Here is a 26,054-nt window from a genome sequence, read left to right on the forward strand (position 1 = left end):
AGACGCAAACAACACTAGAAAAATCACATCAGCGTCCTGCATAGGGACCGCAGAGCACAAACGTTTAATGAAATATAAAAACTTCACCAGCATAATGCATAATATAATCGTTATAAAATTTAAACGTCTCAAGATTGACAGAAGATGAGCAATTTACTAGATTGCGGCGCTGTCAAGGAAGTATCCAAGACGGCTTGGGATAAAAGATTCAAGCTTTCTCAACTCTCGCAGAACTTAGAGGACGGTGCGTTTTACATAAACCGACCTGTAGTGCTTTAGATCGTGATTGGTATACACAAGAATTAAACCTATAAAAGCAACAATATAATTTAATATTCCTTGGCCAACTCGCCCTCTCATAGGTTTAGCTCAGGAAAGAGAAGTGGAGAGGGAGAGGAGTATGGCAGAATGAGTTTTAAAATTGCAGTTGTCGGCGCAACCGGAAATGTTGGTCGTGAGATGCTAACAATTCTGGAAGAACGTGGTTTTCCAGCTCATGAAATAGTTCCTTTGGCATCACGGCGCTCCTTAGGGCAGACTGTTTCTTATGGTGACAAAACTTTAAAAGTAAAGGCACTTGATACATACGATTTTTCGGACATAGACCTATGCCTCATGTCTGCAGGAGGAAGTATTTCCAAAGAATATGCTCCTAAAATTGCTGCGGCTGGTTGTGTAGTAATCGACAATTCATCCACTTGGCGTTATGATGCAAATGTCCCGTTGATTGTACCAGAAGTGAATGCACAAGCTATTGATGGATTTTCCAAACGCAATATTATAGCAAACCCCAATTGTTCAACAATTCAACTTGTTTTAGCTTTAAAACCTCTTCATGATGCTGCAATTATTAAACGCGTCGTTGTTTCTACTTATCAATCGGTTTCCGGAGCTGGTAAAGAAGGAATGGATGAACTTTTTGAACAATCACGAGCAGTCTTTGTTGCAGATCCAATCACCTCAAAAAAATTCACCAAACGCATTGCCTTTAATGTCATTCCCCATATCGATGTTTTCATGGAAGATGGCTACACAAAAGAAGAATGGAAAATGACGGTTGAAACGAAGAAAATTCTTGATCCTAAGATCAAATTAACAGCCACTGCTGTTCGTGTTCCTGTCTTTATCGGACATGCTGAAGCTGTTCATGTTGAATTTGAAAAACCACTAAGCGCCAAGGAAGCACAGACTATTCTGCGCGATGCGCCGGGATGCCAAGTTATCGATAAACATGAAGATGGTGGTTATATAACGCCCTATGAAGGAACCGGGGAAGATGATACCTTTATTAGCCGTATTCGCGAAGATATCACCATTGAAAATGGTCTAGCATTCTGGGTTGTTGCTGATAATTTAAGAAAAGGTGCAGCATTGAATGCAATTCAAATTGCTGAATTGCTCGTTGTACGTAATTTAATAAGACCGAAGTCAGCGCTCTGAACAAAAAGAGCAGCATGGAGCAAAAATGCCTCATGCTGCTGTGGTTTTCCTGCCATCTCAATAACCCTGCCATCTCAATAACAGTGTGTTTTTATAATAAAACTCCTTTAAAACGGGGGCGTGTGCTCGTTTCTTTATGGAGCAGGATATGTCACAATGCGGTAGCGGGTTTCATTGCGTTCAAAGTTTTTAAAATTAACATTATCTGGAAAAAAAGGATTATAAGCGGTCACATGTTTTACAGATACATCGTGTGCTTTCGTTGATGGATTAAAAATTGTTCTTTCATCTCTTTTTTTTACGCCTGTCGAATCGATAATCACATCTGTTCTGTACAATTTCTGCATATTTTTTCGTATTTTTTGTGGTACGGTACTAGCTTTATAATCGGAGATAATGCGTTTAGCTTTTTCTTTCTGCGCTTTTATCATAGAGTTTGGCTTCATATGCATATGCGCAAAGGCAATAGTAGGAATATTGTTGACATTTAAATAATGTGCAGACGCCCAACCAGCCTTTCCATTATAGGAAAGTGCGCACCAAGCCTTATTGGAGAGGCAGCCATTAATTTGCACTTTTGCTCCAGTTGGAACTGTTGCGATAGCTTTATAAGTGGTAGCTGGACCTGTGCGCAAAATCACATGACCTGTTGCTACACGAGCAACTGTTCCAGCAGTCGCACTAGGGACAAACATTCCCATCCCTAATCCACCAAAAGACAATAAAATCATTGTAGTTGTAGTTGATAAAAAATTCTTCTTTAACATGCTCTCTTATTCCTCTTATATAGTGTAAAAAGCCTATATTTGCCTTTGCAAAAATATTTGCCTTTGCAAAAATTTGCTGCATTCTAATAAAGTGGTGAACAATTCCTTGTCGTCTTCAAAGCCCCCCAAAGACACACACCATATTTAGAGAACAGCTCTCTTACTTTGTTCTCTACCGGCCCTATACACACGACCTATTTTCCTGATTGCAATATTCATTCTGTAGGTTCACTGCTTTCAAGGTCATAATTTGATCGCCTGCTTGCAAAGCCAATCATCACTTAAAGAAGTTTTAAAAGAGCAATTGGTTCCCAACAAAAATATTACAACATAAGAATTTGTTACTTAAACTTGGAAGAAGTGCTTCCCGCTCATGCCTATTGATGCATGTTGGTTGCCCAAAAGCGCTTACAGTATAGAAAAAATAATATTATTTTTTGAATAAAAACGATTGAATATTCTATAAAGCTTTTATACTGTCAAGATTCCTAGAAGTAATATAGAGTATATTGAATCTTTCCTCAAGAAATCTCTTGCCAAAGAAAAAGAAAGGCAAACGCACATGACATTAAAAAAATTATCTTGGAGTGCCTCTATCGGATTCCTCCTGTCTCTTTTTGTTGCACTTTTTTTATCTTCTCCCTTTTCCATGGCAGCAGATAAATCAAAAATAAAACTCGGTGTTATGGAAGGACATGAAGCGACCGTTTGGAAAGTTGCCGCTGAGCAAGCTAAAAAAACGGGTTTGGATATTGAACTTGTTTATTTTTCTGATTACGCTCTCCCCAATGATGCCCTTAATTCAGGAGACATCGATGCGAATTCTTTCCAGCACGCACCTTATCTGAACAGTCAAATGGAGCAACGAGGCTACAAACTTTCAATTGCTGGATACACATTTATTGCTCCTATTGGTGTCTATTCGCACAAAATAAAAGAATTAAAAGAACTCAAGGATGGAGCGAACGTTGGCATTCCTAACGATCCATCAAATGGTGGAAGAGCTTTACTTCTTCTCAATTCCCTAGGCCTGATAAAACTAAAAGATCCTCATAATATTCTTGCATCTCCTTTTGATATCATTGAAAATCCTAAAAATTTGAAAATCCGTGAATTGGATGCTGGCATTTTAGGACGTGCAATCGATGATTTTGATATTGCAATTATAAATACAAACTGGGCTTTAGTCTCGGGATTAAACTTGGATAAAGATGCCATCGCTTGGGAAAAAGCAGAAAATAACCCTTATAATAATATCATTGTTGTGCGCACCAGCGAGAAAGATGAACCGTGGGTTAAAAAATTGGTTGCGGCCTACAATAGTGAACCTGTCCGTGCAAAAATCAAAGAAATTTTTGGCACAACCGCCCAAACCTCTTGGTAATTGCAAATGGAAAATATGGAAAATCCCGCTCTTATTTCTTTAAAAAACGTCAGCTGTCATTTTGGAAAAACAGCGGGGTTTCCAGCAATAGACCGTTTATCCCTCGATATCCATGCAGGTGAAATTCTTGGTGTCATCGGACGCAGTGGCGCAGGAAAATCTACACTTATGCGCTGTTTAAATGGATTAAAACGTATTGATAAAGGAGCACTTTTTTTTGAAGATGTAAATATTTCAAATCTTTCAGAAACAGAATGGGCGCCTTATCGTCAACGTATTGGGATGATTTTTCAACATTTCAATCTTTTATCATCACAAAGAGTCATTGATAACATTGCATTACCGCTTAAACTAGCTGGTATAAACAAAAAACAACGCCGTCAACGTGCTTTTGAACTCATTGAATTGGTGGGGTTACGTGGCAAAGAATATTGTTATCCTCTCGAGCTTTCAGGGGGACAAAAACAGCGTGTTGGTATTGCACGTTCTCTAGCAGCCAATCCCAAAATATTATTGTCAGATGAGGCAACCTCTGCTCTTGATCCTGAAACAACACAGTCTATTCTGGAGCTTCTTGCCGATATTAATCAGCGTCTCAATCTTACTATTGTACTCATTACCCATGAAATGGAAGTTGTGCGTGCCATTGCACATCGCGTTGTTGTTCTCAATCAAGGACGTATTGTGGAAGAAGGACGTGTGAAGGATATCTTTACTTCACCGCAAGAAGATACCACCATTGCCATGCTTAAACTTGTGACACCACAGCTTCCTGAAAAATTTGCAAAAAACCTTAAGCCCACAGGTCAAGAAGCCGTCATTGAAATTAATATTGCCGGTGAAATTGCTCAGCGCCCTTTTCTTCACCTTCTTGAAGATGAAACAGGTTTAAGAGGGCGTATTTTACATGGTGGCATTGATACAGTTCAAAGTGAAACCATTGGGCGCTTATTTCTCGCTCTTCCCGCGAAAAACGAAGTGGCTTTGCAAAAATCTGTCAAATGGTTGACCGAAAAAAGTCGATATTGCGAGGTTTTAGGCTATGTTTAATGTCCTTTTTCATGAACTTCCCAGTGCCATTTTTGATACATTATTGATGGCAGTGAGCGCTTCTTTGATGGCACTTGTTATAGGACTCCCGCTAGGACTGCTGCTCCATACCACCGCGCATGGAGAGCTTTTTGCATCACGCCTTATAAATCGCCCCCTAAGCATTATTATTGATAGTCTCCGCGCTATCCCTTTTATTATTCTTGCATTTTACCTTCTCCCTATCACCCGTATAGTTGTAGGAAGCGGTGTAGGAATACCTTCAGTGATTTTTGTTCTCACCATTTCAGCCATTCCTTTTTATGCACGAATGGCAGAACTCTCTTTTAAAACGGTTGAGAACGGCCTCATTGAAGCGGTCCGTTCCATGGGAGCAAGCCGTCTTCAAATTGTCCGATATGTTCTTATTCCTGAAGCACTCCCCAGTCTGATCACAGGTTTTACGGTCATGATCATTTCTCTTATCGGAGCCACTTCACTTGCAGGATATCTGGGTGGCGGTGGTTTGGGTGATATGGCGATCCGCTATGGTTATCAGCGCTATAATACCGCGATTATGACAATAGTTATTATTCTTTTGATCATTCTCAATGTTATTATCCAATGGTCTTCTGATAAAATTGTACAAAAACTTGATAAAACAAAGCATTAAAATAATTTCGGCGTTGGCGAACTTCCCGCCAACCATAACAACAGCCCGTGAAAGTTGCGTATGAAAACGGATAAATCATATTCTAGGTAACAAGACGCACTTGAAGTAATCTTACGTTTTTCTCAATAAAATTGGCTGTGTCTTGTGCGGTCAAGTGACATAAGAATCCACGATAATTACCAGCATCATACCCCCTCCACTCATAATAAGCGTCATTATCTTTTGGGCATTCCTCATGTTATTTCCCACTGGTCTTCTGATAAAATTGCACAAAAACTTGATAAAACAAAAAAATCAAAACAATTTAGGAATTGGCATGCTTCTCACCAACCATAGCAACAATAAGCCACTGAGCAGTGAGAGCTGGTTTTTTTAACTGCTCGATTTCCACCGTGACTTCATAATGAAAAACAACACGGCCAGAAGGGCGCACTTCAGCATCATTTAAAACAAAACGAGCACGCACCCGTGCACCTGACTTCACAGGACTCATAAAGCGTACTTTATCAAAGCCATAATTAATCCCCATTGTTGCACCTTCCAACTCTGGAAGTGCCTCATAAGCTAGCGTAGACAAAAGTGATAATGTTAAAAAACCATGCGCGATAGTACCACCAAAAGGCGTTTTTTTAGCCTTTTCCTCATCTACGTGGATCCATTGATGATCATCTGTTGCGCGTGCAAATTGATTAATCATATCCTGCGTAACAAGACGCCATTGCGATAATCCTACTTCTTTCCCAATAAAATTCGCTACATCTTGTACTGCTATTTTTTGCTGCATAACGCTATTCCTATTTTATTTGCTAAAAACACCCCACTCCTCTTGCTTTTATAAAACTCATTGATTAGAGCATCAAGAATAAAAGATTAATAATCTCAAAAGCAAATACGCCTTATGAATAAGAAAATACCTTTTAAGCAAAGTAATTTTCAAATGGGAAAAAATAATGGCAAGCAATGTGAGCCTAACAGGTTTAGCGCGTGATTTAAAGCAACGCGCGGAAAATCATCCTCCTATCCGTATTGGTTTGGTTGGCTGTGGTGAAATGGGAACAGATTTGCTATCAAGCATTGCGCATATGGACGGCATAACAATCGCGGCCGTTGCTACCAGAACACCGTCACGTATTTTTGATGCTGCTACATTAGCCTATGGCGAAGATGGGCATGTGCGTGAAGTTGAAAATACCAACGCTCTATCCCAAACCATTGAAAAAGGTTTTATTGCTGCTACAAATGATATTGACCTTATTTTGCGCAATGAACAAATTGATATTATCGTTGACGCAACAGGCTATCCTGAAGCTGGTGCAGAAATTGGTTTCAAAACGTTTGAAAACAACAAACATCTTGTCACAATGAATGTTGAAACAGATGTCACAATTGGTGCTTATTTAAAGCATGAAGCAGAGAAACGGGGGCTCATTTATACACTTGGTGCTGGCGACGAGCCTGCTTCCTGTATGGAACTCATCGAATTTGTTTCCGCCCTTGGACACAAGATTGTTGCAGCGGGTAAAGGCAAAAATAATCCACTTATTTTTGATGCAACACCTGATGCTTACGAAGAAGAAGCACTGCAACGTAATATGAATGTTCGTATGCTCGTTGAATTTATTGATGGTTCCAAAACAATGGTTGAAATGGCAGCAATTGCCAATGCAACTGGTCTTCTCCCTGATTGCCCAGGAATGCATGGACCACAAGCAACACTCCAAGATTTAAGCAAAATACTCATTCCAAAACAAGATGGTGGTATTTTAAACAATTATGGTGTTGTGGATTATTCGATAGGTCAAGGCGTTTCTCCAGGTGTTTTTGTGATTGCAGAAATAGCACACCCACGTCTACGCGAACGTATGGAAGACTTAAAAGTTGGTCAAGGCCCCTATTTTACCTTTCATCGTCCCTATCATTTAACAGCAATGGAAGTTCCGCTAACCTGTGCACGTATCATGCTTTATGGTAAGAAAGATATGGTGCCACTGAGCACTCCAGTAGCAGAAGTTTGTGCGGTTGCTAAAAAAGATTTACACCCTGGTGATCAACTAGATTTTATCGGCCTTTACACTTATCGTGCTTGGATAATGAACAGCGCAGAAGCGCGTGCGCATCAAGCCATTCCTTGCGGTCTTTTGGAAAAAGCAACAGTTACAGCTGAAATTAAAAAGAATGAACTCATTACGGTGCATAATACCGCCATTCGAAAAGATCAGTGGATTGCACGTCTTCGCACCAAACAAGACCTCTTGTTGAAGAGTTCCCCCTCCAAAAGCGCATAAACAGACTTTTATTAGCCTTTTTACCTGTAAAATAGCCATAAGCTGTAGAAAGGCAGTTCATGTTCTCTCTTTTGAATTGAAAACAATAACGCTATAATAGAGACTACAACACCAGATATATTTCCCGTAGCTAAAGAAGAAAACAGGTATATAATACCTACACCGCCCCAAAATGCTGCAAATAAAGACACCCTCTCAATTTTTCCCAAAGCTAACCAGCCTCCCTGCTCCTCAGCACCATGGATAACAGCCATATCGACTTCCTCAACAACTCTATTTTTTCCTGATGTTATAGCAGCAACAGATTCTCCCTCTTGGAATCGATCTTTTATGATATTTGCATGGCTCTCTACAGTTGGCAAAAAACAAAGAATAAGCCCTGTAAAAATATACAACCACATACGATTTTTAAATATTTTAAACATAGCTTTCTTTTTCCCTCTTTTTCTTTAGCGAAAAAGCGAAATAATGAAATAATGTTATTATACAAATAAAATTTATATTTATTTATTTCAACAATAAAAATACAACATGTATATAATGCAGAACATAAAAGATACATTTTATAATACGTTATGTATTATAAATAAATAAGCAGAAAAATTAGAAATATTTGCCTCTTTTCATTAAGATCTAAAGAGTATATTCTTTATACAATAAATTTACTTATAAGTATAATTTTCCCTATTGAATTAGCCCTACAAAAAATACAGTAGGCTTCTCTCATTTCAAACTCCCTTAGATTGGATCAATCACAACACTTCCCTTGCATGTCATAAGTGGGATTAGTGTTTGGATAAAAACCGCTTAAAAAGCACTGAATATGCCAGTTATAAACTGTTCAGCAGATTGAGTATTAAGTCGATTGATTAATCGTATATTAGATCCATTCCACATTCAAAACCGCTTTTCGATATGCAAGCAAGATCCTCCTATAAATCTGTTATTAAAGTGTTATTGCTGTTTCAGAATAAAATTGTTTGAAATAACAAAATATTACACTTTCAAAAAATCTGATTTAAGCTTCAGAAGCATAGTTTATCTTTAAAAAAATCAGCATGGTGCCAACAGCATACACCATAATAACTTAAAAGACTTCTATCCTTAGACATCCATCTCAACCGTTATATTTTGGAAAAGAATATCGTATTCTCTCTATCGCATTAACATAAACCGAGTTTTCTTCAAATTATCCCACCCCTTGCATTAATTTACATTATGAATACAAAAAATTGCGAGCACACTTTTAAAAGCCTTTTTGGTTAAGTGAACATTTCCACTGTATTGACATGTTCATACATACGCCTTCAACATTCAAAAGACTTGATGAGAAGCCGCAGTCAGTAATAACTACAACTTCGCCTCAATAACTATCTCTTGATTTTTACCTTTATAGCAGCAGGAGAAGTGCTGAGAGCTCCACCTAAATTTGCATTCTAAATGGATAAAAGAGGATTTATTTTGAATTACGGAATGTGAAATATTTGATAATCTCTAGACTAGCTTTTCAAAAACAAGAGCACTTAGCAGAAAAACTTACAAAATATGCTTAATCCTTAAATATTTAAAAACGCAGCATTGCATCAAAAATTCAAACAATTTTTCAATGATAGAGAACCGTTTTAACAAAGTCTTCTTTTCTGTTGTATACATATCTGATATGCAAACGCTCTTATTTGCGTTTTTCTGATGTATAGATTAAAATTGGTAGGAAGTAACCCACCATTTTGATCTCTCTCTGTTTCTCGTGACTTTTGGCAATAAATTATGACATCGGATACGTCTTTCCTTGCTCTTTTACCCTTAGGGGCACATGAATATCATGGAAATCATCTTCCCTTTGAAACCGACTGGATTATTGCTGAAGCTTTTGCAAAAGCGCTTACCTTACAAATGAACAAGCAATGCCCTATCACACTCTTACCGGTTGAAAAAATTGGCTATTCGGTTGAACATATGGATGTTACTGGCACACGAACGCTCACCTTTTCTGACGCTATAGAGCGATGGATAAGCATTGGTGAGAACTGCTATCGTAAAGGCATTAAGCGTTTTCTTCTTCTCAATGCCCACGGAGGCAATTCACCTTTAATGAGCATTGTTATCACTGAATTACGGAGGCGTTTTTCAATGCTTGCGGTAGCGACAAGCTGGAGTCGTTTTGGCCTACCGCAAGGTCTCATGAAGCCGTCTCAACATCATCTTGATATCCATGGAGGATTTATCGAAACCTCTTTAATGCTCTATTTAGCACCCGAAAAAGTGCATATGGAGAAAGCAGAAAATTTTCATAATAAGCAAGCTGATATGATTGCCAACTATCAGTATTTACGCGCCTATGGTCCTCATGCCTTTGGCTGGACAATGCGTGATCTTAACTTGCAGGGAGCGGCAGGCAATGCCCGTGAAGCAACACCGCAAGCCGGTGAAGCAATTTTCTCTCATGTTCTTTGTGGGCTTCGTGGTTTACTTAATGATATCAATCGATTTAAAATAAACACCTTACAATAAAAAGGCATGAACCATGGAAAAGACGCAAAACACTCCCACAAAACTTCCTGTTACGGTTCTCACAGGCTATCTTGGATCAGGAAAAACCACTCTTCTCAATCGCATTCTCAGTGAAAATCACGGCAAACGTTACGCAGTTATTGTCAATGAATTTGGTGAAATTGGCATCGATAATGACCTTATCGTTGAATCGGATGAAGAAATCTATGAAATGAATAATGGTTGTGTCTGTTGCACTGTACGCGGCGATCTTATTCGCATTTTGGAAAGTCTGATGCAACGCTCTCATCGATTTGATGCGATCATTATAGAAACAACAGGGCTTGCTGATCCCATCCCCGTTGCGCAAACTTTTTTCATGGATGATTGCGTACATGAAAAAACTGCACTCGACAGCGTTATAGCAGTCGTTGATGCAAAACATTTACCATCGCAACTTAAAAAGAGCCGTGAAGCTGAAGATCAAATTGCCTTCTCTGATATCATTCTTTTAAATAAGATTGATCTTGTCAATGCGCAGGAGCGTGCACATGCGCAATCTCTCATTCTTGCGATTAATCCCAGAGCCGTACTTTATGCAACAGAGCGTGCTAACATCCCCCTTGAGAAACTCCTCGACCGTGGTTCATTTGACCTACAACGTACTTTAGAGAATGATCCCCATTTTCTCGATCACCACCAACATTCAGACCATGTATGTGGTCCCGCTTGCGATCATGATCATGAACATCACCACATATCCACCATTCATGACATTACAGTCACTTCTGTAAGTTTAAAAACAGGTGCTCTTCAACCAGAAAAATTTTTTCCATGGATCCAACAAATTACGCAGCAACAAGGCCCTGATATTTTACGTTTAAAGGGGATTATTGCGTTTCAAGGAGACGATGATCGTTATGTCATTCAAGGCATACACATGATCCTTGAGGGACAGCACCAACGCCCGTGGCGTGAAGATGAAAAACGTGAAAGCCGACTTGTTTTTATTGGCCGCACCCTTGATGCCGAAAAATTGAGAACTGGTTTCGAAAATTGTGCATAAGTGAGTGACAATGCCAAGCATTACCAATTACGATCTCCAAAGCTACTGCCTTTCCTGCGGTTTTATTGACAATAAACCGGCTTTCGTTTCGGTGGAGGGTTTAATTGTTTTTTTAACATCAACCCCACAAATCATTGAAGTGCACCAAGGAACAATTTCAAGCCATTTTGCTCATGATAACACAGCAATCATCACTGGTGGAGAAGATGGAAAAGCCTGTCAAACAACAGCAGATGGTCATACAGAAGTGCTGGGTCAACAAGAGCGCAAATGGATAAGCAAGGTTGCTTTTGGACCACAGAAAGTTTTTGCTTTTGCTTCTTCACGTATCACATTGGCCAATGTCGGCAAAGGATTGCAAGAGCTTATACACGAACGCAGTGTAGAAGCTCTTGCTTTCGCTCCAAAGGGTTTACGCCTTGCTGTTGCCCATTACAATGGTGTGACTCTTCATTGGTTATCAACGCAGACATCTCCCACCACATTGTTATGGAAAGGCGCCCATTTTGGTGTTACCTTCTCACCAGATAACCGCTATGTCATTTCCACTATGCAAGAAAACGCCTTACATGGCTGGCGTCTTACAGATAATCAACATCTCCGTATGAGTGGCTATCCAAGCAAAGTCAAAAGTTGGTCTTGGAGTCCAAAAGGAAAATGGTTAGCAACATCAGGTGCATCGGCGGCAATTGTTTGGCCGTTTCATACAAAAGATGGCCCCATGGGTAAAACACCATTGGAACTCGGTACACGCGCAAATGCACTTGTGAGCAGCGTTGCATGTCATCCAAACGAAGAAATTGTAGCAATAGGTTTCAATGATGGAATGATTTTATGCGCACATTTTCACAATGGAAAAGAAATCCTTCTAAAAGGTTGTGGGAAAAGCGCCATTTCAGCACTAAACTGGGATAAAACAGGCCACAACCTAGCCTTTGGTAGCGAAAATGGTGAATGTGGAGTTATAAACATCATTCTTTAAGAAAAGCACCAATAACAAAAACCACCGCATTTTGAAGACAGCAGGATAACTTTCCTGAAATGATTTTGCACCAAAACCTGATCCCTCTCTAAAGAAAAACCAAATGTACCAAGCCGCAAATATTTCAAAAATGATAAACCATTTGTTCTCAAAATTTCCGGAAAAAACGGCTTACCACTTATGGTCATATCCACACGCCTATTCTGAATACTAAGAGAATAAAATTTAGACCTGTGGCTTAAATTTCTTTAGTGGTATTTAAGAAAAATCTCATAATACTTGAAAACAGCTTAATTAAAAAAATGCGTAAAACTATTTTTCGAAAAAATCTTCGAAAAATATCATTTATTGCCCTAGCTTTAGCATGCACAATCACTTTTTCAAGCTTTCTCGCCATTATTTTTCCTTTTTCCCAGCACGATCACCTAGAGATCAATACCTGCTATAGACATCACCTTAATATCTTCTGGCACCACCGTAGCAACACATTGATTTATAATAATAACTTATTATAATTTAAATGAAAGCTCCGCATACAGTAAGATTTTCTTATTTCAAACCCTTTTATGTTGAATCATAAAAACGGTCCTCGTGCGCACCACCATTGGACTTAGCGTGTGGATAAAATCGTTTTAGGAAGGACTCAAGATACTTCTCATGAACCGCCTTTATGCAAGAAAAGACACAACGTTAAAAGCTAGAAAATAGTATGATAGTGCCAACTTGTGCCGTAGAGATAATGCGTTGAAATCTACCTTTTTCAAAATCTACATTGATGACTCTAACTTGCAAAAAAAACAAAACACAAATGTAAACGCACATTGTTTTAGAATAGTTTCATGGTAATTTTATCTCATACTTTCCTTTCCCTTTCCTAAAAGATGAGAAGTGCTCAAAAATAGCCAAAGAGACATCTTAAAAAAAGAAGAAAATAAAACGAAGATGCATCTATTGCTCATCTTACTGTATATAAACAGTATCATATAGTTTGTATGCTTATAAAGCGAAATTCACCAAGAAAAGCGCCTGCTAAAAACCATCTTAAAATGACGGACAACATCTTGAAACATTCTGCCATTCATATGAGGCATTCATCATTCAAAATCTTCAAAGATAAAGATGAAATTTCCAATCCATATCACATTATTATCGCCAAAAATCGTGGAAAAGTTTACTTTGTAATAAAAGAAGACTGTTACAGTCTTAAGCATTTTTAATCACCAACTAGAGAAAGCACAGTAATAAATTATATTGTGACCTCTTTATCAATCAATGATCAAGAAAACAGATTTCAATAAATGAAAAGGCAGCAGAATGTGCCGCCTTTATACCGAAATGCATACCGCACCTTATTAAAACCGGTAGCGCAAACTTCCGGAGAAGCTCACTCCCGAAAAGCCAGCCTTGGTAAGCTTATGCTGATAGCTTAAATCTCCATAAAGTGCAAATTTTGCAGATAACCGAGCATTAAAACCCAGCCCTGCCTCTACAGAAGAACCGAAAGACCCTAACTGGAACGCATCTTTAAAGTGCACGAATTGTCTATCTCCAAAACTGTGTGAAAAATAAAGAGTACTATAAAAGGAAACAATACGCCCTATCTTAGACGTGCTAAGAGTTTTGCTTAAACGTGCACCAATACGCCCCGTCCATTGAGCAAATTTTCCCATATCAACATCAATATTGTCAACATCATACACTCTATCAAACTGAAGATGCTGATAAATAAGCTGAACTTGCGGATCAAAAATAACCCCCTTATGTCCTATTGTAAAGGCTTTCCCACTAGTCATAGAAGCATTGAGCTGTTTGCCCTTTAACGTCGTTGTCTTGCCCCGTGCAAGAGTGAAAACATCACCTCTAAACAGACCATAAGAGAACACCTCATCCATATAAAAACCCATGTCGTGCTGCTGACTTCCATAAGCAGCAACGGACCATTTATCAAATCTACTTTTTTTGCTTTGTTCAACATTTTGAGGATGGAGAGAGAAATTTCCATAAGTTCCCATAAGCCCAAAGAATGTGCGACTATATAAACTCTCAATTTTCTTCAGCAAAACACCTGCTTCGAATGCATTATAATCGAATTCGGCTCCATACCCATATTCAAAAGCAGACAAATTTGAAGCATAATGGTAAGTACCACCATAACCACAAACAAAAAGCGCTGTAATTTCATCACCTTTCAAAAAACGACTGGAAGCGCTTCGCCTTGTTTTCAATTTTTTATTTTGAGTGGTGAGATCCATAAAACCAGCCTGGAATAAGGCATTTGGAAGAAGGAGATAAGTTGGCAATTGCGGAACAACAGCTCTAATTCTTGGTTCAGGCTGAATAGCAGGCTCAACAGGAACGGGCGAAGGATCTTCTGGAACAGATGGAATGGGAGTCGGATCTATAGGTCTAGGTTCTACTGGATCAGAAGGTACAGACGGAGGAGGTGCTGGTGAAACAGGTGTAGATGGAGTGGGAGTAGGATCTATAGGTCTAGGTTCTACTGGATCAGATGGTACAGACAGAGGAGGTGCTGGTGAGATAGGTGTAGATGAAGTGGGAGTAGGATCTATAGGTCTAGGTTCTACTGGATCAGATGGTACAGACGGAGGAGGTGCTGGTGAGATAGGTGTAGATGGAGTGGGAATAGGGTCTATAGGTGTAGGAGCTATTGGATCAGGCTTAATATAGATACCTTCGAGGCGAAAATCCCAAAAATCACCTTCACCTGCAACTAATCTTTGCGTAACATCCGCTTCTCCAAAAGAAGAACTTGGACCGTAGCCACGAAGACGATATTGATAAGGAAAACCATTAACTGTAGTATAACTATTGATTAATTTAAAAGAATCTTCCTGCGCTGACCCAGAAACTTGAATAAGTGAAATGCTTTGATCTCTTCCCTCAAATACTTTTTTGTCTGATGTTTTTTTCAAATTTTGCATATTTTGCATATCAACGAGAGTGGTTCCAGAAACATCACCATAAATCAAAATACGATCAGTTTTTTGAGGGACGAATGAACCATCATTATCCAAAAACGTACTAAGCTTAATCTGAACATTACCCTGCGCATTATATGCTTCCTTGTATTTTCCCTCGTATATTACTGTTCCCTTTATTTTATCTATATCCACAGACTCTATTTCGCCTCTATCCATTTCTTTTCCAATACGCAGTGTTTGATAACCGTGAGATACATCTTGATCAAAAACAAGAGTACTATCAGAAAGACTCAGAGATGAGAGTAATGAATCAGTGGAATCCAATTCCTGCGAACCTTTATGTTTTCTTTTTGTTAAAAACCATGTCGAACCATGCAATAACTGCAAATCAACAATAGAAACATCTTCAGCGCGCATACCCCCTTTAAGGGTAGAAGCATCAGCTTTAAGAGATATAGAAGCGTTATTTTCAGCTTTTAACAACAAATCCCCAGAAACCTTTGTTTCTTCCGATAATTCAATAGTATTTTCAGCTCCATAACCATCAGCCCCTGTCACATAAATAGCTATACCATCTGGAACTGCAAAATTTGTCTTTTTCAAATAAACAGATGCAGCTCCTGTGATGATTGTTTGCGCTTCTGAAGATTGTTCATTATTTTGACCTAAAATTTCAGCAAACTCCTTTGGACTTAATAAATGAAAATACAGACCATAGGTCCCCTCCCCCTGAACAGAAATATTAGATCTTTCAATCTTGATATCTGTTTTCTTAAAGTTGTCTAATGAACCATTTTTTTGAATCAAATTACCATTAGCATCTAGATAACCTGAAAAATTTTTAATCAAAAAGCCATGCATATCGGCAAGCTGAAGAGAACTACTTCTCAAATGGACATCACCAGCTTGATATATCTCAAACGCCTCTGGTATAACATCCCTTTCTATACCATTAACTTTAGAACTCTCTTTTTTTCCTTTTCCATTCACTGTCATGTTATCGAGAAGATACCTTCCCCCAAATCGCGTTAAAAATGCGCCAATCTCATTAAAAGTGACTGTAGTATCTGACATCCGAACCATTGCATCAAAACCACTAACAATACCTATACCTTTTGCATGCAAATTATCTGGCGCAATCTCAACATTTACAGTAACTAGAGCAATATCCGTTTTTTTTCCCGATGCATAAATAGCGTGCGAACTCCCCTTCATTGATCCTCTTGTCATGCTAATAACTGCATTTTGAGCGTGAAGACTGGGGATATCTTTAAAATTTGAATCCACTAGAATAAGCTGTCCGCCATCTCTCACATATGCACCATATGCAGATATTTTATCTGAATTATCACCCGTAACAGTTATCTGAGACGCATCAACAGCCGTGCCCGCTCCTTCTACATATATTGCAGCAATAGGAGTTGTGTCAGGAGACATCTCTTGAGAACTTTTCAAATGATAGGTTTTATCCTTAAATACGTGTTTTTTACCATCACCACATGTATAGAATTCCGCTTCTGAATCACACAAATCTTTAGAAGCATGAACATGATTAATATGCAAAAAATAAAGAACAATTGTTGTAAAAATACATAAAAATACATAATTAGCAAATACACTTATCATAAATACTCTATGCTCCCATCTATTGACGAAGAATGATTAGAAACGATCTAAAAAAATTCTTAAACTTTCTTGAAAGAAAATAATTAAAACAAAATATTATCTTTAATAATTAGTATTACTATGTATATTTATGTATAAATTTTCATACTTTTTCTATAAAATTAAATATAATTAAATAAGAATCTACCGTTTCTTGCCAAAATCAAGCCACAATCAGCTCATTCAGACACAAAAAATATCACAAAATTGCAATATTTTGATACAAAAATACAATGATAGAAAGCTTTTATTGTTCAATGTCCTATATAAAAAAGAGGAAATTACTAATTTATGGCATATTTATTATTCATTATCGCCAAAAGTTTTGAAAAATTGCCTTTGCATAAAAGAAAACAATAGAATTATTAAGCGTTTTCTTTTTCCTTTCTTTCCTCAATAAAAAACCATTTTGATGAATAAAAGGCAGCACAGAAGTACTGCCTTCATACCGAAATGCATACCGCACCTTATTAAAAACGATAGCGCAATCCTCCAGAGAAGCTCACTCCCGAAAAGCCAGCCTTGGTAAGACGGTGCTGATAGGTTATATCACCATGAAAGGCAAATTTGGGAGACAAGCGAGCATTAACGCCCAATCCAGCTTCTAGAGAAGATCCAAAAGCACCCAACCGGAAAGCATCCTTGAAATACACAGTTTGTTTTTCACCAACCCCATGGGTAAAATGAAGTTTGCCATAGAAAGAAGCGTTACGACCCTTTTCAGATGCAGCAAGCACCTTAGTTAAACGTCCACCAACACGCATCACCCACTGGTCGGGTCTCTTCATCTCAATATCAAAGCCATCAATATCAGAGGCCTTATCAAATCGTAAATTTTGATAAACAACCTGAATTTGCGGATCAAAAACAACACCTTTATGCCCTGTCATAAATGTTTTACCAGCAGTCAATGAAGCACTCAAAGGATTGCTCTTTATTGTTGCCGTCTTACCACGTGCAAGAGTGAGAACATCGCCCTTCAGCAAACCATAGGAGAAAAGACCATCGACATAAAAGCCTGCATCATGCTGCATGCTACCATATGCGGTAGCAGTCCATTTATCAAATGCACTTTTTTGACTGTGTTCAACATCTTGAGGCTGGAGAGAAAGTTTGCCATAAGTTCCCATAATCCCAAAGGATATGGCACTGTCAGCATTTTCAATTGTTTTCAGCAAAATGCCCGCCTCTATAGCATTATAGTTGAAATCACCTCCGTAACCATATTCAAGTGCGGACAAATCTGAAGCATAACGGTAACTTCCGCCATAACCACGGAAAAATGAAGCAGGATTTTCATGTATCTCTACCATTCCACTGGAAGTGCTCCGCAATATTTCCAACTGCTTGTTTTGATTACTAATATCCATCAAACAAGCATGGAACAAACCATTTGGTAAGAGCAAATAAGTCGGAACTTGCGGAACAACTGCCCTAACGCCCATCTCAGGATGAAAAACAGAACCTTCAGCATCAGCTACAACATAATTATGGCCAGCACTAGATCCAATGGAACGAGGTGTACGAGAACGAGATACCAGCTTTTTCGCCTGAGATGTTTTTAACCAAGAATGACGCGGAGAACGTTGGATATACTTAGCTTCAAGGCGGAAATCCCAAAAATCCCCATTATTATTACCGGATTTTTTCTTAACCAACCTGTTTTCATCTTTTGCTGTCTCTAAAGAAGAACCTGGGCCATAAGCGCTAAGACGATATCCATAAGGCGCCCCTCTCAGAGCTACGTAATCACCCGCCAATCTAAAAGAATCTTTCTCTGCCTTTCCATAAACCTGAACAATTGAAACACTGTGCGCCTCTTTTTGCTCGTCTATGCTAAGGTTCTTTCCTTTTACTGAATCTGCTGAAGCCTCTACGACATATACTTTGGTTTTTCCATAAACATTACCATAGATTAAAAGCTTATCAGCCTTTATCCCCTTGTTTTGTCCATCTATAGTAAGAGATGCATTTACAAAAAGTCTTGCATCATGCGCAACATAAGCATAATCTAAGCCATTATCATCATCCAGTCTCCCAACACGAAGAGTCTGATAATAACCGTCTTCGGGCTTCCTGAAAAAAATGGAACTGTCAATGACTCTCACAAACGAAACAGATGAATCTCGCCATTTATTATTTTTTCCTGGTGCCACAGTCCATGTCGATTTATTAGACAACCCAAGTTCAGCATAAGAACTTTTATCAACGTGTGCTCTCCCTGCAAGCAAAGAAGCATCAGCTTCAACTAACACATATGAGTTATTCTTAACCTCTAATAACTGACTAGCGAAGATACGTGAATCTTCTGACGCAGTGATATAAGGAAACCTTTTGCTATCGTCGACATAAATAGCTGTCCCCTCAGGAACTCTCAATGTGGTTTTCTTAAACTGAATCTCTCCTTGTTTAACAAGAGCCTCCCCTTCCATATATTCCTCTTGTGAGGGACTTCCCTGAAAAAACAGTCCACGAGCTCCGCGCCCTTCAACAGCAATATCTGAGTTTTCAAAAATAACATCAGAATAACGCCAATCCCACGAGCCGGAATTACCGTTAGAAATAAAAACTTCTGGTGAACTCTCCATTACTAAACCATAAACATCACGAACTTTAACTTTACCATCCTTAACAAAGAGAGAACCGCCTTGCTGCACACCAAAAACTGCCTGCTTCATGCCATTATCACGGACACCGACCTTTTTACCATTGACAGTATTTTTGCCTCTTCCAGTAACGGAAATACCATTTAAAACAGTTTTCTCCTTTTCTCGTGCAAGCACATCTGATGTAATCGTTCCAGATTTTTTTAATTGTAAAGTCCCACCATGTACTACATCCCCCTTCTCTCCTACCTTAATGTCTGCCTTATCAAACTTCTTTACGGCCGTAACACCAGAAAAGCCAATATTAGCAGCCTGTGTATGAGATTCATTACCGCTAAGCTTCCCAAGAGCATCACAGGGATACATCTTTAAAAGAGAACTACACGAAGGGCTATCCTGTACCTTAGCTTCTATCTCTTGCGTAAAGAAAAAAACAGATGTTGTAAGAGCACATAAATATACATGGCGTTTTAATACTTTAATCATAATTCACTATAAACTTTCTTCTCTTACCCTCATTAAAAACCACAGAAACACATCTATCGATTGCTCCGTTATGCATCAATCGTATAATTCGTTTTGGACAAAATGTAAAGGTAAGATCAAAAAAATAACACAATAAAGTCACGTTTTGTGCTTGTGGTTATCAAAGAGAGTGGACCAAAGAAAAACCAAAGGTAAATCCCTCAAAAAGGCAATGATCTAAAAACAGCTTTAGTAAGTTTGTACGAATAGAACAAATCTTCATGAAACAAGAATTTGGGAAATTATCAATCATAAAAACTGATCAAATTTCTCAAGATGAATTAAAGAAATCGCATAAAAAAACACTTTTAAGACGTGCAAAGTACCTCTATCTTCAAAAATATTAGCAAGATAAAATTGATGAAGAAAGAGAAAAAGCCATAAGTCGTACTTATGGCTTTTAAAGAATAAGTTAAAAACATGAAAAATTAGAACTGATAGCGCAATCCTCCAGAGAAGCTCACTCCCGAAAAGCCAGCCTTGGTAAGACGGTGCTGATAGGTTATATCACCATGAAAGGCAAATTTGGGAGACAAGCGAGCATTAACGCCCAATCCAGCTTCTAGAGAAGATCCAAAAGCACCCAACCGGAAAGCATCCTTGAAATACACAGTTTGTTTTTCACCAACCCCATGGGTAAAATGAAGTTTGCCATAGAAAGAAGCGTTACGACCCTTTTCAGATGCAGCAAGCACCTTAGTTAAACGTCCACCAACACGCATCACCCACTGGTCGGGTCTCTTCATCTCAATATCAAAGCCATCGATATCAGAGGCCTTATCAAATCGTAAATTTTGATAAACAACCTGAATTTGCGGATCAAAAACAACACCTTTATGCCCTGTCATAAATGTTTTACCAGCAGTCAATGAAGCACTCAAAGGATTGCTCTTTATTGTTGCCGTCTTACCACGTGCAAGAGTGAGAACATCACCCTTCAGCAAACCATAGGAGAAAAGACCATCGACATAAAATCCTGCATCATGCTGCATGCTACCATATGCTGTAGCAATCCATTTATCAAAAGCACTTTTTTGACTGTGTTCAACATCTTGAGGCTGGAGAGAAAGTTTGCCATAAGTTCCCATAATCCCAAAGGATATGGCACTGTCAGCATTTTCAATTGTTTTCAGCAAAATGCCCGCCTCTATAGCATTATAGTTGAAATCACCTCCGTAACCATATTCAAGTGCGGACAAATCTGAAGCATAACGGTAACTTCCGCCATAGCCACGGAAAAATGAAGCAGGATTTTCATATATCTCTACCATTCCACTGGAAGTGCTCCGCAATATTTCCAACTGCTTGTTTTGATTACTAATATCCATCAAACCAGCATGGAACAAACCATTTGGTAAGAGCAAATAAGTCGGAACTTGCGGAACAACAGATCTTACAGCTTTTTCAGGAAGAACAGACCCAACCTCAGGAACAACACCTCCATCCGTAACAGATTTTTCAGGAAGAACAGACCCAACCTCAGGAGCAACACCTCCATCTGTAACAGATTTTTCAGGAAGAACAGATTCAGCCTCAAAAGTCCCCCCTCCAGAAGATACTGGAACAATATCCGTAACAGGAATATCTGCAGGAGGTGTACGCTCAGAAACGGTAGGAGTACTTCTATAATCACCAGATGTTTTAACATATTCATTTTCTAAGCGAAAATTCCAAAAATCTCCACCACCCTGAACAAATTTCTGTCTAATATGCTCTTGCTCTCCAGTAGCTCCTGGGCCGTAAGAACGAAGAACGTATTTATAAGGCGCTCCATCCAGTGCAACATACTGACCATTCAATTGAAAAGAATCAGGCGATGCATCCCCATAAACCTGAATAATCGAAACACTGTGAGCCTTCTGAGTATTACCTTCTCCTACTTTGCCCGAAACGCCCTGTACATGTACTATAGTTTTTCCCTTAACATCACCATGAATTACAAGCCGATCACTTACTTGACTATCACTTGTATCATTAGGATTTAAACGTGCATTCAAGAGAATCCAAGAAGCACCATTTCCACTATAAACAACACCTTTCCCTTCTCCAATGTGAAGTATTTGATAATCATTAGTCGTATCGGATTTTGATTTTTCAAAAATAATAGAACTATTATTGAGACTGACCGATGAAATAAATGAATAATTACCTAATTGAGAACCGGAAGAAGCAGAATCTTGCAGTTTTTCATATTTTGGTCGCGATAAAATCCACTTTGAATTATTGTCTAATCGTAGCGTGGCAGTAGAATTTTCATCAACATAAGTTCTCCCTATAAGAGTAGAAGCATTAGCTATAATCTTTACAGTGGAATTTTTCTCAGCCCTCAGCAATAAATCTCCAGAAATCTTTGAATTTTGTGAGAGCTTAATTACACTATTAAACTTAGTACTATAAATAGCTGTGCTGTTTGGCACTTCAAAAGTCGTGCTTGTTAAATCAATATAGCTAAAGGAGTTTTTTTCTGACTTGCTGCTAAGCAACGCCCCCTGCCCTAAACGCATACCATAAAATGCACGACCTTTCACTGTAAGAGTAGAGTTTTTAATATCAGCCAGACTCTGATTATCTTCCTGGAATAAAAGTCCATGGGCGTTGGCAACATCAACACTCCCTCCAGAAAACTCAACAAAACCACCTCGAAGTATATGAAAAGCTGAATTACCATTATAGTTTTCTGCATTCATCATCTGACGGACTTCATCTGTAATAGAAGCACCCTTTGAAATAAAAACTGCTTTTCCTTCTACTTTAACTCCGACACCACCAGTCTTAATGTTTGTATTCGTTAAATGAACTTGACCGAGAGGACTGCCATCACTGCGAACTATAGAAATACCAGTTTTCATTGCATCAATTGACCCACCGGACAGTACAACGTGCCCCCCCTCATGAGCTTCCACTCCCACTAAAACATTATTCAAAGTCGAATTAACCAGAGAGAGGTGCGTCTTGTTCGATACCTTTGCTCCATACTGCCAAAAGTTCTTTTCTGAATCACCGTTTGCACGCGAAAGACCATTAACCGTTATATTATTGCCTGTAACATCTGTAGCTTCCCCAGATACCTCTATGGCTGCACCAACACTATTATGATTTTTATCCGTTAGTGAATAAACCTTATCAGAAATCTTATGTTCTTGACCATCACTGCACCGATAAAATGAAGCACTCTCATTACATGAGGTCCCACTATTGCTAGAAGCTTCCACACGGGCTTCAACATTGTGCACAAAGAAAAAAATAGCTGTTGTGAAAGCACATAACGCAAGATGATTTTTAAATACCTTTACCATAATTCTACCATAATTTCTTCCCCCCTTCATTAAGATTTCATTAAGAGAAGACAAATCTTGCCTAATTGTCTTTATAACAAGTTGCCTTTATAAAAATCAGTAATTTAATACTATTTGTTAAAAATCGTGCATATTATTAATTTATTTTGTGCTTTATGTAAATGTGAAATAACAATATAAATCTTTAATTTTCGTAAAAAACTGTTAAAAATACCGCTGCAAAGTAATACGAAATTCACTAAAAAGCGGTTATTCAAAAACAACATTAGTAAGTTTGCACTAATGAAATATGTGCTTTAGTTATTGCGTTTAGATTAACACCCAGCACTAACGCAATTACATGCTTAAGACAGAAATTAGAATGGATAAGTGCGCTGCAAACTAGATAAGCTTTTTTACGCCAACTTGAAGCAAGTATATTACGTATATTTATTCGGGTAATTTTTGAAACGAAAATACAACCTAATTGGGAGAGTATATAAAGGTGTAAAGGTATAAACCTTTGCTCATTTTTACCACTTTCTGTTAATGCGACTTTACCACTTTCAAAAGCATCTAGAACTCTCTTTTTTAAATAACAGAGATTACTAAGTAGCCAAAACTTTTACTTTTCGCACTCTCATGAGTTAATATGCTACTCATGAAGAACAGCACGCCATGGAACTGCTAATTCACGGTTTATTTTAGAAAAACATCCTTATCTCATCCTAAACTCATTTTACGACATGACCCGTGAAGGTATAATGCAAAATCCATTGAACATCACCAACTTATAAAAATACATAGCTAGCACCGTTATCCTATTTTCCAACTCCCAATGTTGCCACTATTCTTGTATTGATATGGTTCATAAAAGAAGATATTTACGCCTTTCTCAAACTGTTATTTATCCACACGTCACTCTCTCTTGTGATGTACAAGCGAACAATTTTTTTGGTTTAACCTAAGAAGATTTGAAATGAGAGAATTTTACTGTACTGAGGATTCTCCATTCAAGTTTTTAAATAATGAATTATCTTTATAACTCAATGTATTATGCTCAATAGAAAATCACCATAAAATACGAAATTTGGAAACTATTGAACACAAAACTGACAGACCTTCTCAAGAAGAAAAACTTCAAAAGAACTAAAAAAATCCAGCCAGAAACGGCATTTAAAATAAAATACGCAAAATATCTTTCTTCAAAAATGCTAAGCAATATAAAGCTTTTAAAAGAAGAGAAAAAGCCACAAGCATAGCTTATGGCTTTTTAAAGAATGGGTCAAAAACATGAAAAATTAGAACTGATAACGCAGTCCTCCAGAAAAACTGGTACCAGAAAAACCAGCCTTGGTAAGTTTGTGCTGATAAACCAGATCACCGTGAAGGGCGAATTTTGGAGACAATCGGGCATTAAAACCTAATCCCGTTTCTAAGGAAGAACCAAAAGCTCCTAGCTGAAAAGCGTCTTTGAAATGAACAGCTTGTTTCTCTCCAAAACCATGAGTAAGATGAAGCTTGCCATAGAAGGAAACAACGCGCCCCTCATCGGTTACAGAAAGCGTCTTTGTTAAACGCCCACCAGCACGTACCAGCCATTGATCAAGGTTTCCCAGCTCAATATCAAAGTCATCAATATCATGCGCCTTATTAAACTGGAGACGCTGATAAACAACCTGAACCTGCGGATCAAAAATAAGACCTTCATCCTCTATCATAAACGCTTTACCAGAAGTCAATGAAGCGCTTAGAGGTGTTCCCTTTAATGTTGCCGTCTTACCACGTGCAAGAGTGTGAACATCCCCCTTAAACAATCCATAGGATAAAAGACCATCAACATAAAAGCCTGTGTCATATTGCATACCGCCATACGCTGTAACGGACCATTTATTAAACGCGCTTTTTTGACTTTGTTCAACATCTAAGGGTTGCAAAGAAAGTCTCTCATAAGACCCTATAATTCCAAAAGAAGCAGTACCATATGCATTTTCTATTGTTTGTAGTAAAACACCCGCTTCGATGGCATTATAGTCAAGCTCGCCTCCATAACCATATTCAAGCGTGGAAAGATTCGAAGTATAGCGGTGATTACCACCATAACCACGCACAAAAAAGGCAGGATCTCCATCATTTTTCAACAATCCTCCAGAAGCAATTCGTAAAGCTTCTAATTGCTTATTTTGACTGCCAATACTCATCAAACCTGTATGAAATAAAGCATTTGGCAAAAACAGATAAGTTGGAACTTGCGGAACAACAGCCTTAACCTCCGGCTTAGGATCAGGCTCCGGAGCTGGTCTAGGAGGAATAGGAGCTGGAGCGGGACCAGGTTCTGGACTAGGAGAAGGTTCAGGCCTAGGTCCAGGTGCTGGAGTTGGTCCAGGTTTAATATCAGAATCAATAGATTTACTCTCGAGGCGGAAATCCCAAAACTCTCCGCTACCTTTCACCAATCTTTGAGAAGAACTTGCCTCCCCTAACTCAGATTGTGGACCATAAGCATTGAGTTTATATTGATAAGGTGTTCCGTGCAGCGCGACATAACCACCATCTAACTGAAAAGAATTTTGATTTGCCTCTCCAGAAACCTGAATAATTGAGATTCCTTGGTTATTCCCACCACTCCCCGTAGATCCCCCTGGACTTCCTGAAACACCACGCACATGCACTATCGTTGTTCCAGAAACATCACCATGTATCAAAACACGATCAGTTTTTTGCTTATCAAGAGAACCACCACTATTCAAGTATGTGTTAAGGTAAATATGCGCACCATCCCGCGCCATATAAACTTTACCCGTTCCTTTTCCAATGTGGAGTGTTCGATAATCGTAAGTCGAAGCAGACTTTAATTTTTTAAAATTAATAGAACTATCACCCATAAGGCTTACGAGTGAAAGTGATGAATCATCTACCCAACCA

The 26,054-nt window shown here is 38.5% G+C and carries 15 protein-coding genes; 8 read left to right on the forward strand and 7 right to left on the reverse strand.

Annotated features, from left to right (window positions below; translation table 11 throughout):
- The first annotated feature begins 408 nt into the window (after positions 1 to 408).
- Complete coding sequence (locus tag ABD915_RS06080; RefSeq protein WP_345116575.1) at positions 409 to 1,440, forward strand: aspartate-semialdehyde dehydrogenase; 1,032 nt, start codon at positions 409 to 411, stop codon at positions 1,438 to 1,440.
- Positions 1,441 to 1,574: 134 nt separating this feature from the next.
- Here the strand turns inward: ABD915_RS06080 and ABD915_RS06085 are convergent, their stop codons facing one another.
- The gene (locus ABD915_RS06085) at positions 1,575 to 2,207 is read right to left on the reverse strand and encodes an SH3 domain-containing protein (RefSeq protein ID WP_345116577.1); all 633 of its coding nucleotides are present in this window, start codon (positions 2,205 to 2,207) and stop codon (positions 1,575 to 1,577) included.
- Positions 2,208 to 2,769: 562 nt separating this feature from the next.
- Between ABD915_RS06085 and ABD915_RS06090 the strand changes: the two genes are divergently transcribed.
- From ABD915_RS06090 to ABD915_RS06100, 3 genes are read left to right on the forward strand one after another with little or no spacing between them, the layout of a single operon-like run.
- Entirely contained in the window at positions 2,770 to 3,591 is an 822-nt protein-coding gene (locus ABD915_RS06090; RefSeq protein WP_345116579.1) for a MetQ/NlpA family ABC transporter substrate-binding protein, read from the forward strand.
- Between the two features lie 15 nt (positions 3,592 to 3,606).
- Positions 3,607 to 4,641 carry a methionine ABC transporter ATP-binding protein gene (locus tag ABD915_RS06095; protein WP_345116603.1) on the forward strand — a complete coding sequence of 345 codons (1,035 nt, stop codon included), beginning with the start codon at positions 3,607 to 3,609 and terminating at the stop codon, positions 4,639 to 4,641.
- Positions 4,634 to 5,293 carry a methionine ABC transporter permease gene (locus tag ABD915_RS06100; RefSeq protein ID WP_345116581.1) on the forward strand — a complete coding sequence of 220 codons (660 nt, stop codon included), beginning with the start codon at positions 4,634 to 4,636 and terminating at the stop codon, positions 5,291 to 5,293. Before ABD915_RS06095 ends, ABD915_RS06100 begins: the two co-directional genes overlap by 8 nt.
- 304 nt (positions 5,294 to 5,597) lie before the next feature.
- Here ABD915_RS06100 and ABD915_RS06105 read toward each other — a convergent pair whose 3' ends face one another.
- Complete coding sequence (locus tag ABD915_RS06105; protein WP_345116583.1) at positions 5,598 to 6,077, reverse strand: MaoC family dehydratase; 480 nt, start codon at positions 6,075 to 6,077, stop codon at positions 5,598 to 5,600.
- A 166-nt stretch (positions 6,078 to 6,243) separates the two neighbouring features.
- On the opposite strand from ABD915_RS06105, the gene ABD915_RS06110 reads away from it, so the two are divergent.
- On the forward strand, positions 6,244 to 7,578 hold the full coding sequence (locus tag ABD915_RS06110) for an NAD(P)H-dependent oxidoreductase (protein ID WP_345116585.1): 1,335 nt from the start codon (positions 6,244 to 6,246) through the stop codon (positions 7,576 to 7,578).
- Positions 7,579 to 7,598: 20 nt separating this feature from the next.
- Here ABD915_RS06110 and ABD915_RS06115 read toward each other — a convergent pair whose 3' ends face one another.
- Positions 7,599 to 8,003, reverse strand: coding sequence for a hypothetical protein (locus tag ABD915_RS06115; protein ID WP_345116587.1), 405 nt, complete (start codon positions 8,001 to 8,003; stop codon positions 7,599 to 7,601).
- A gap of 1,342 nt (positions 8,004 to 9,345) precedes the next feature.
- Here ABD915_RS06115 and ABD915_RS06120 point away from each other — a divergent pair.
- The 3 genes from ABD915_RS06120 to ABD915_RS06130 are packed head-to-tail and all read left to right on the forward strand — an operon-like array spanning position 9,346 to position 12,116.
- A complete protein-coding gene (locus ABD915_RS06120; RefSeq protein ID WP_345116588.1) occupies positions 9,346 to 10,089 on the forward strand; it encodes a creatininase family protein in 744 nt (247 codons plus the stop codon).
- Positions 10,090 to 10,102: 13 nt separating this feature from the next.
- Positions 10,103 to 11,134, forward strand: a complete 1,032-nt coding sequence (locus ABD915_RS06125; protein ID WP_345116589.1) for a CobW family GTP-binding protein — start codon at positions 10,103 to 10,105, stop codon at positions 11,132 to 11,134.
- Between the two features lie 10 nt (positions 11,135 to 11,144).
- Positions 11,145 to 12,116 carry a WD40 repeat domain-containing protein gene (locus ABD915_RS06130; RefSeq protein ID WP_345116591.1) on the forward strand — a complete coding sequence of 324 codons (972 nt, stop codon included), beginning with the start codon at positions 11,145 to 11,147 and terminating at the stop codon, positions 12,114 to 12,116.
- Positions 12,117 to 13,468: 1,352 nt separating this feature from the next.
- Here ABD915_RS06130 and ABD915_RS06135 read toward each other — a convergent pair.
- The 4 genes from ABD915_RS06135 to ABD915_RS06150 form a co-directional block, all read right to left on the reverse strand.
- On the reverse strand, positions 13,469 to 16,684 hold the full coding sequence (locus ABD915_RS06135; protein WP_345116593.1) for an autotransporter outer membrane beta-barrel domain-containing protein: 3,216 nt from the start codon (positions 16,682 to 16,684) through the stop codon (positions 13,469 to 13,471).
- 509 nt (positions 16,685 to 17,193) lie between these two features.
- Positions 17,194 to 19,815 (reverse strand): autotransporter outer membrane beta-barrel domain-containing protein, encoded by a 2,622-nt coding sequence (locus ABD915_RS06140; RefSeq protein ID WP_345116595.1) that lies wholly within the window; start codon positions 19,813 to 19,815, stop codon positions 17,194 to 17,196.
- A 467-nt stretch (positions 19,816 to 20,282) separates the two neighbouring features.
- Positions 20,283 to 23,150, reverse strand: coding sequence for an autotransporter outer membrane beta-barrel domain-containing protein (locus tag ABD915_RS06145; RefSeq protein ID WP_345116597.1), 2,868 nt, complete (start codon positions 23,148 to 23,150; stop codon positions 20,283 to 20,285).
- Between the two features lie 1,280 nt (positions 23,151 to 24,430).
- A partial coding sequence (locus tag ABD915_RS06150) for an autotransporter family protein (RefSeq protein ID WP_345116599.1) occupies positions 24,431 to 26,054 on the reverse strand: 1,624 nt, incomplete at its 5' end.

Origin of the sequence: Bartonella jaculi (assembly GCF_039543045.1) — a bacterium.
Lineage (GTDB): Bacteria > Pseudomonadota > Alphaproteobacteria > Rhizobiales > Rhizobiaceae > Bartonella > Bartonella jaculi.

Bases quoted from the DNA above. Each gene is read 5' to 3' on its own strand.
- ABD915_RS06105 (WP_345116583.1), bottom strand. From the start codon at position 6,077: ATGCAGCAAAAAATAGCAGTACAAGATGTAGCGAATTTTATTGGGAAA.
- ABD915_RS06090 (WP_345116579.1), top strand. From the start codon at position 2,770: ATGACATTAAAAAAATTATCTTGGAGTGCCTCTATCGGATTCCTCCTG.
- ABD915_RS06110 (WP_345116585.1), top strand. From the start codon at position 6,244: ATGGCAAGCAATGTGAGCCTAACAGGTTTAGCGCGTGATTTAAAGCAA.
- ABD915_RS06080 (WP_345116575.1), top strand. From the start codon at position 409: ATGAGTTTTAAAATTGCAGTTGTCGGCGCAACCGGAAATGTTGGTCGT.
- ABD915_RS06115 (WP_345116587.1), bottom strand. From the start codon at position 8,003: ATGTTTAAAATATTTAAAAATCGTATGTGGTTGTATATTTTTACAGGG.
- ABD915_RS06145 (WP_345116597.1), bottom strand. From the start codon at position 23,150: ATGGTAAAGGTATTTAAAAATCATCTTGCGTTATGTGCTTTCACAACA.
- ABD915_RS06125 (WP_345116589.1), top strand. From the start codon at position 10,103: ATGGAAAAGACGCAAAACACTCCCACAAAACTTCCTGTTACGGTTCTC.
- ABD915_RS06085 (WP_345116577.1), bottom strand. From the start codon at position 2,207: ATGTTAAAGAAGAATTTTTTATCAACTACAACTACAATGATTTTATTG.
- ABD915_RS06120 (WP_345116588.1), top strand. From the start codon at position 9,346: ATGACATCGGATACGTCTTTCCTTGCTCTTTTACCCTTAGGGGCACAT.
- ABD915_RS06100 (WP_345116581.1), top strand. From the start codon at position 4,634: ATGTTTAATGTCCTTTTTCATGAACTTCCCAGTGCCATTTTTGATACA.
- ABD915_RS06095 (WP_345116603.1), top strand. From the start codon at position 3,607: ATGGAAAATCCCGCTCTTATTTCTTTAAAAAACGTCAGCTGTCATTTT.
- ABD915_RS06130 (WP_345116591.1), top strand. From the start codon at position 11,145: ATGCCAAGCATTACCAATTACGATCTCCAAAGCTACTGCCTTTCCTGC.
- ABD915_RS06135 (WP_345116593.1), bottom strand. From the start codon at position 16,684: ATGATAAGTGTATTTGCTAATTATGTATTTTTATGTATTTTTACAACA.
- ABD915_RS06140 (WP_345116595.1), bottom strand. From the start codon at position 19,815: ATGATTAAAGTATTAAAACGCCATGTATATTTATGTGCTCTTACAACA.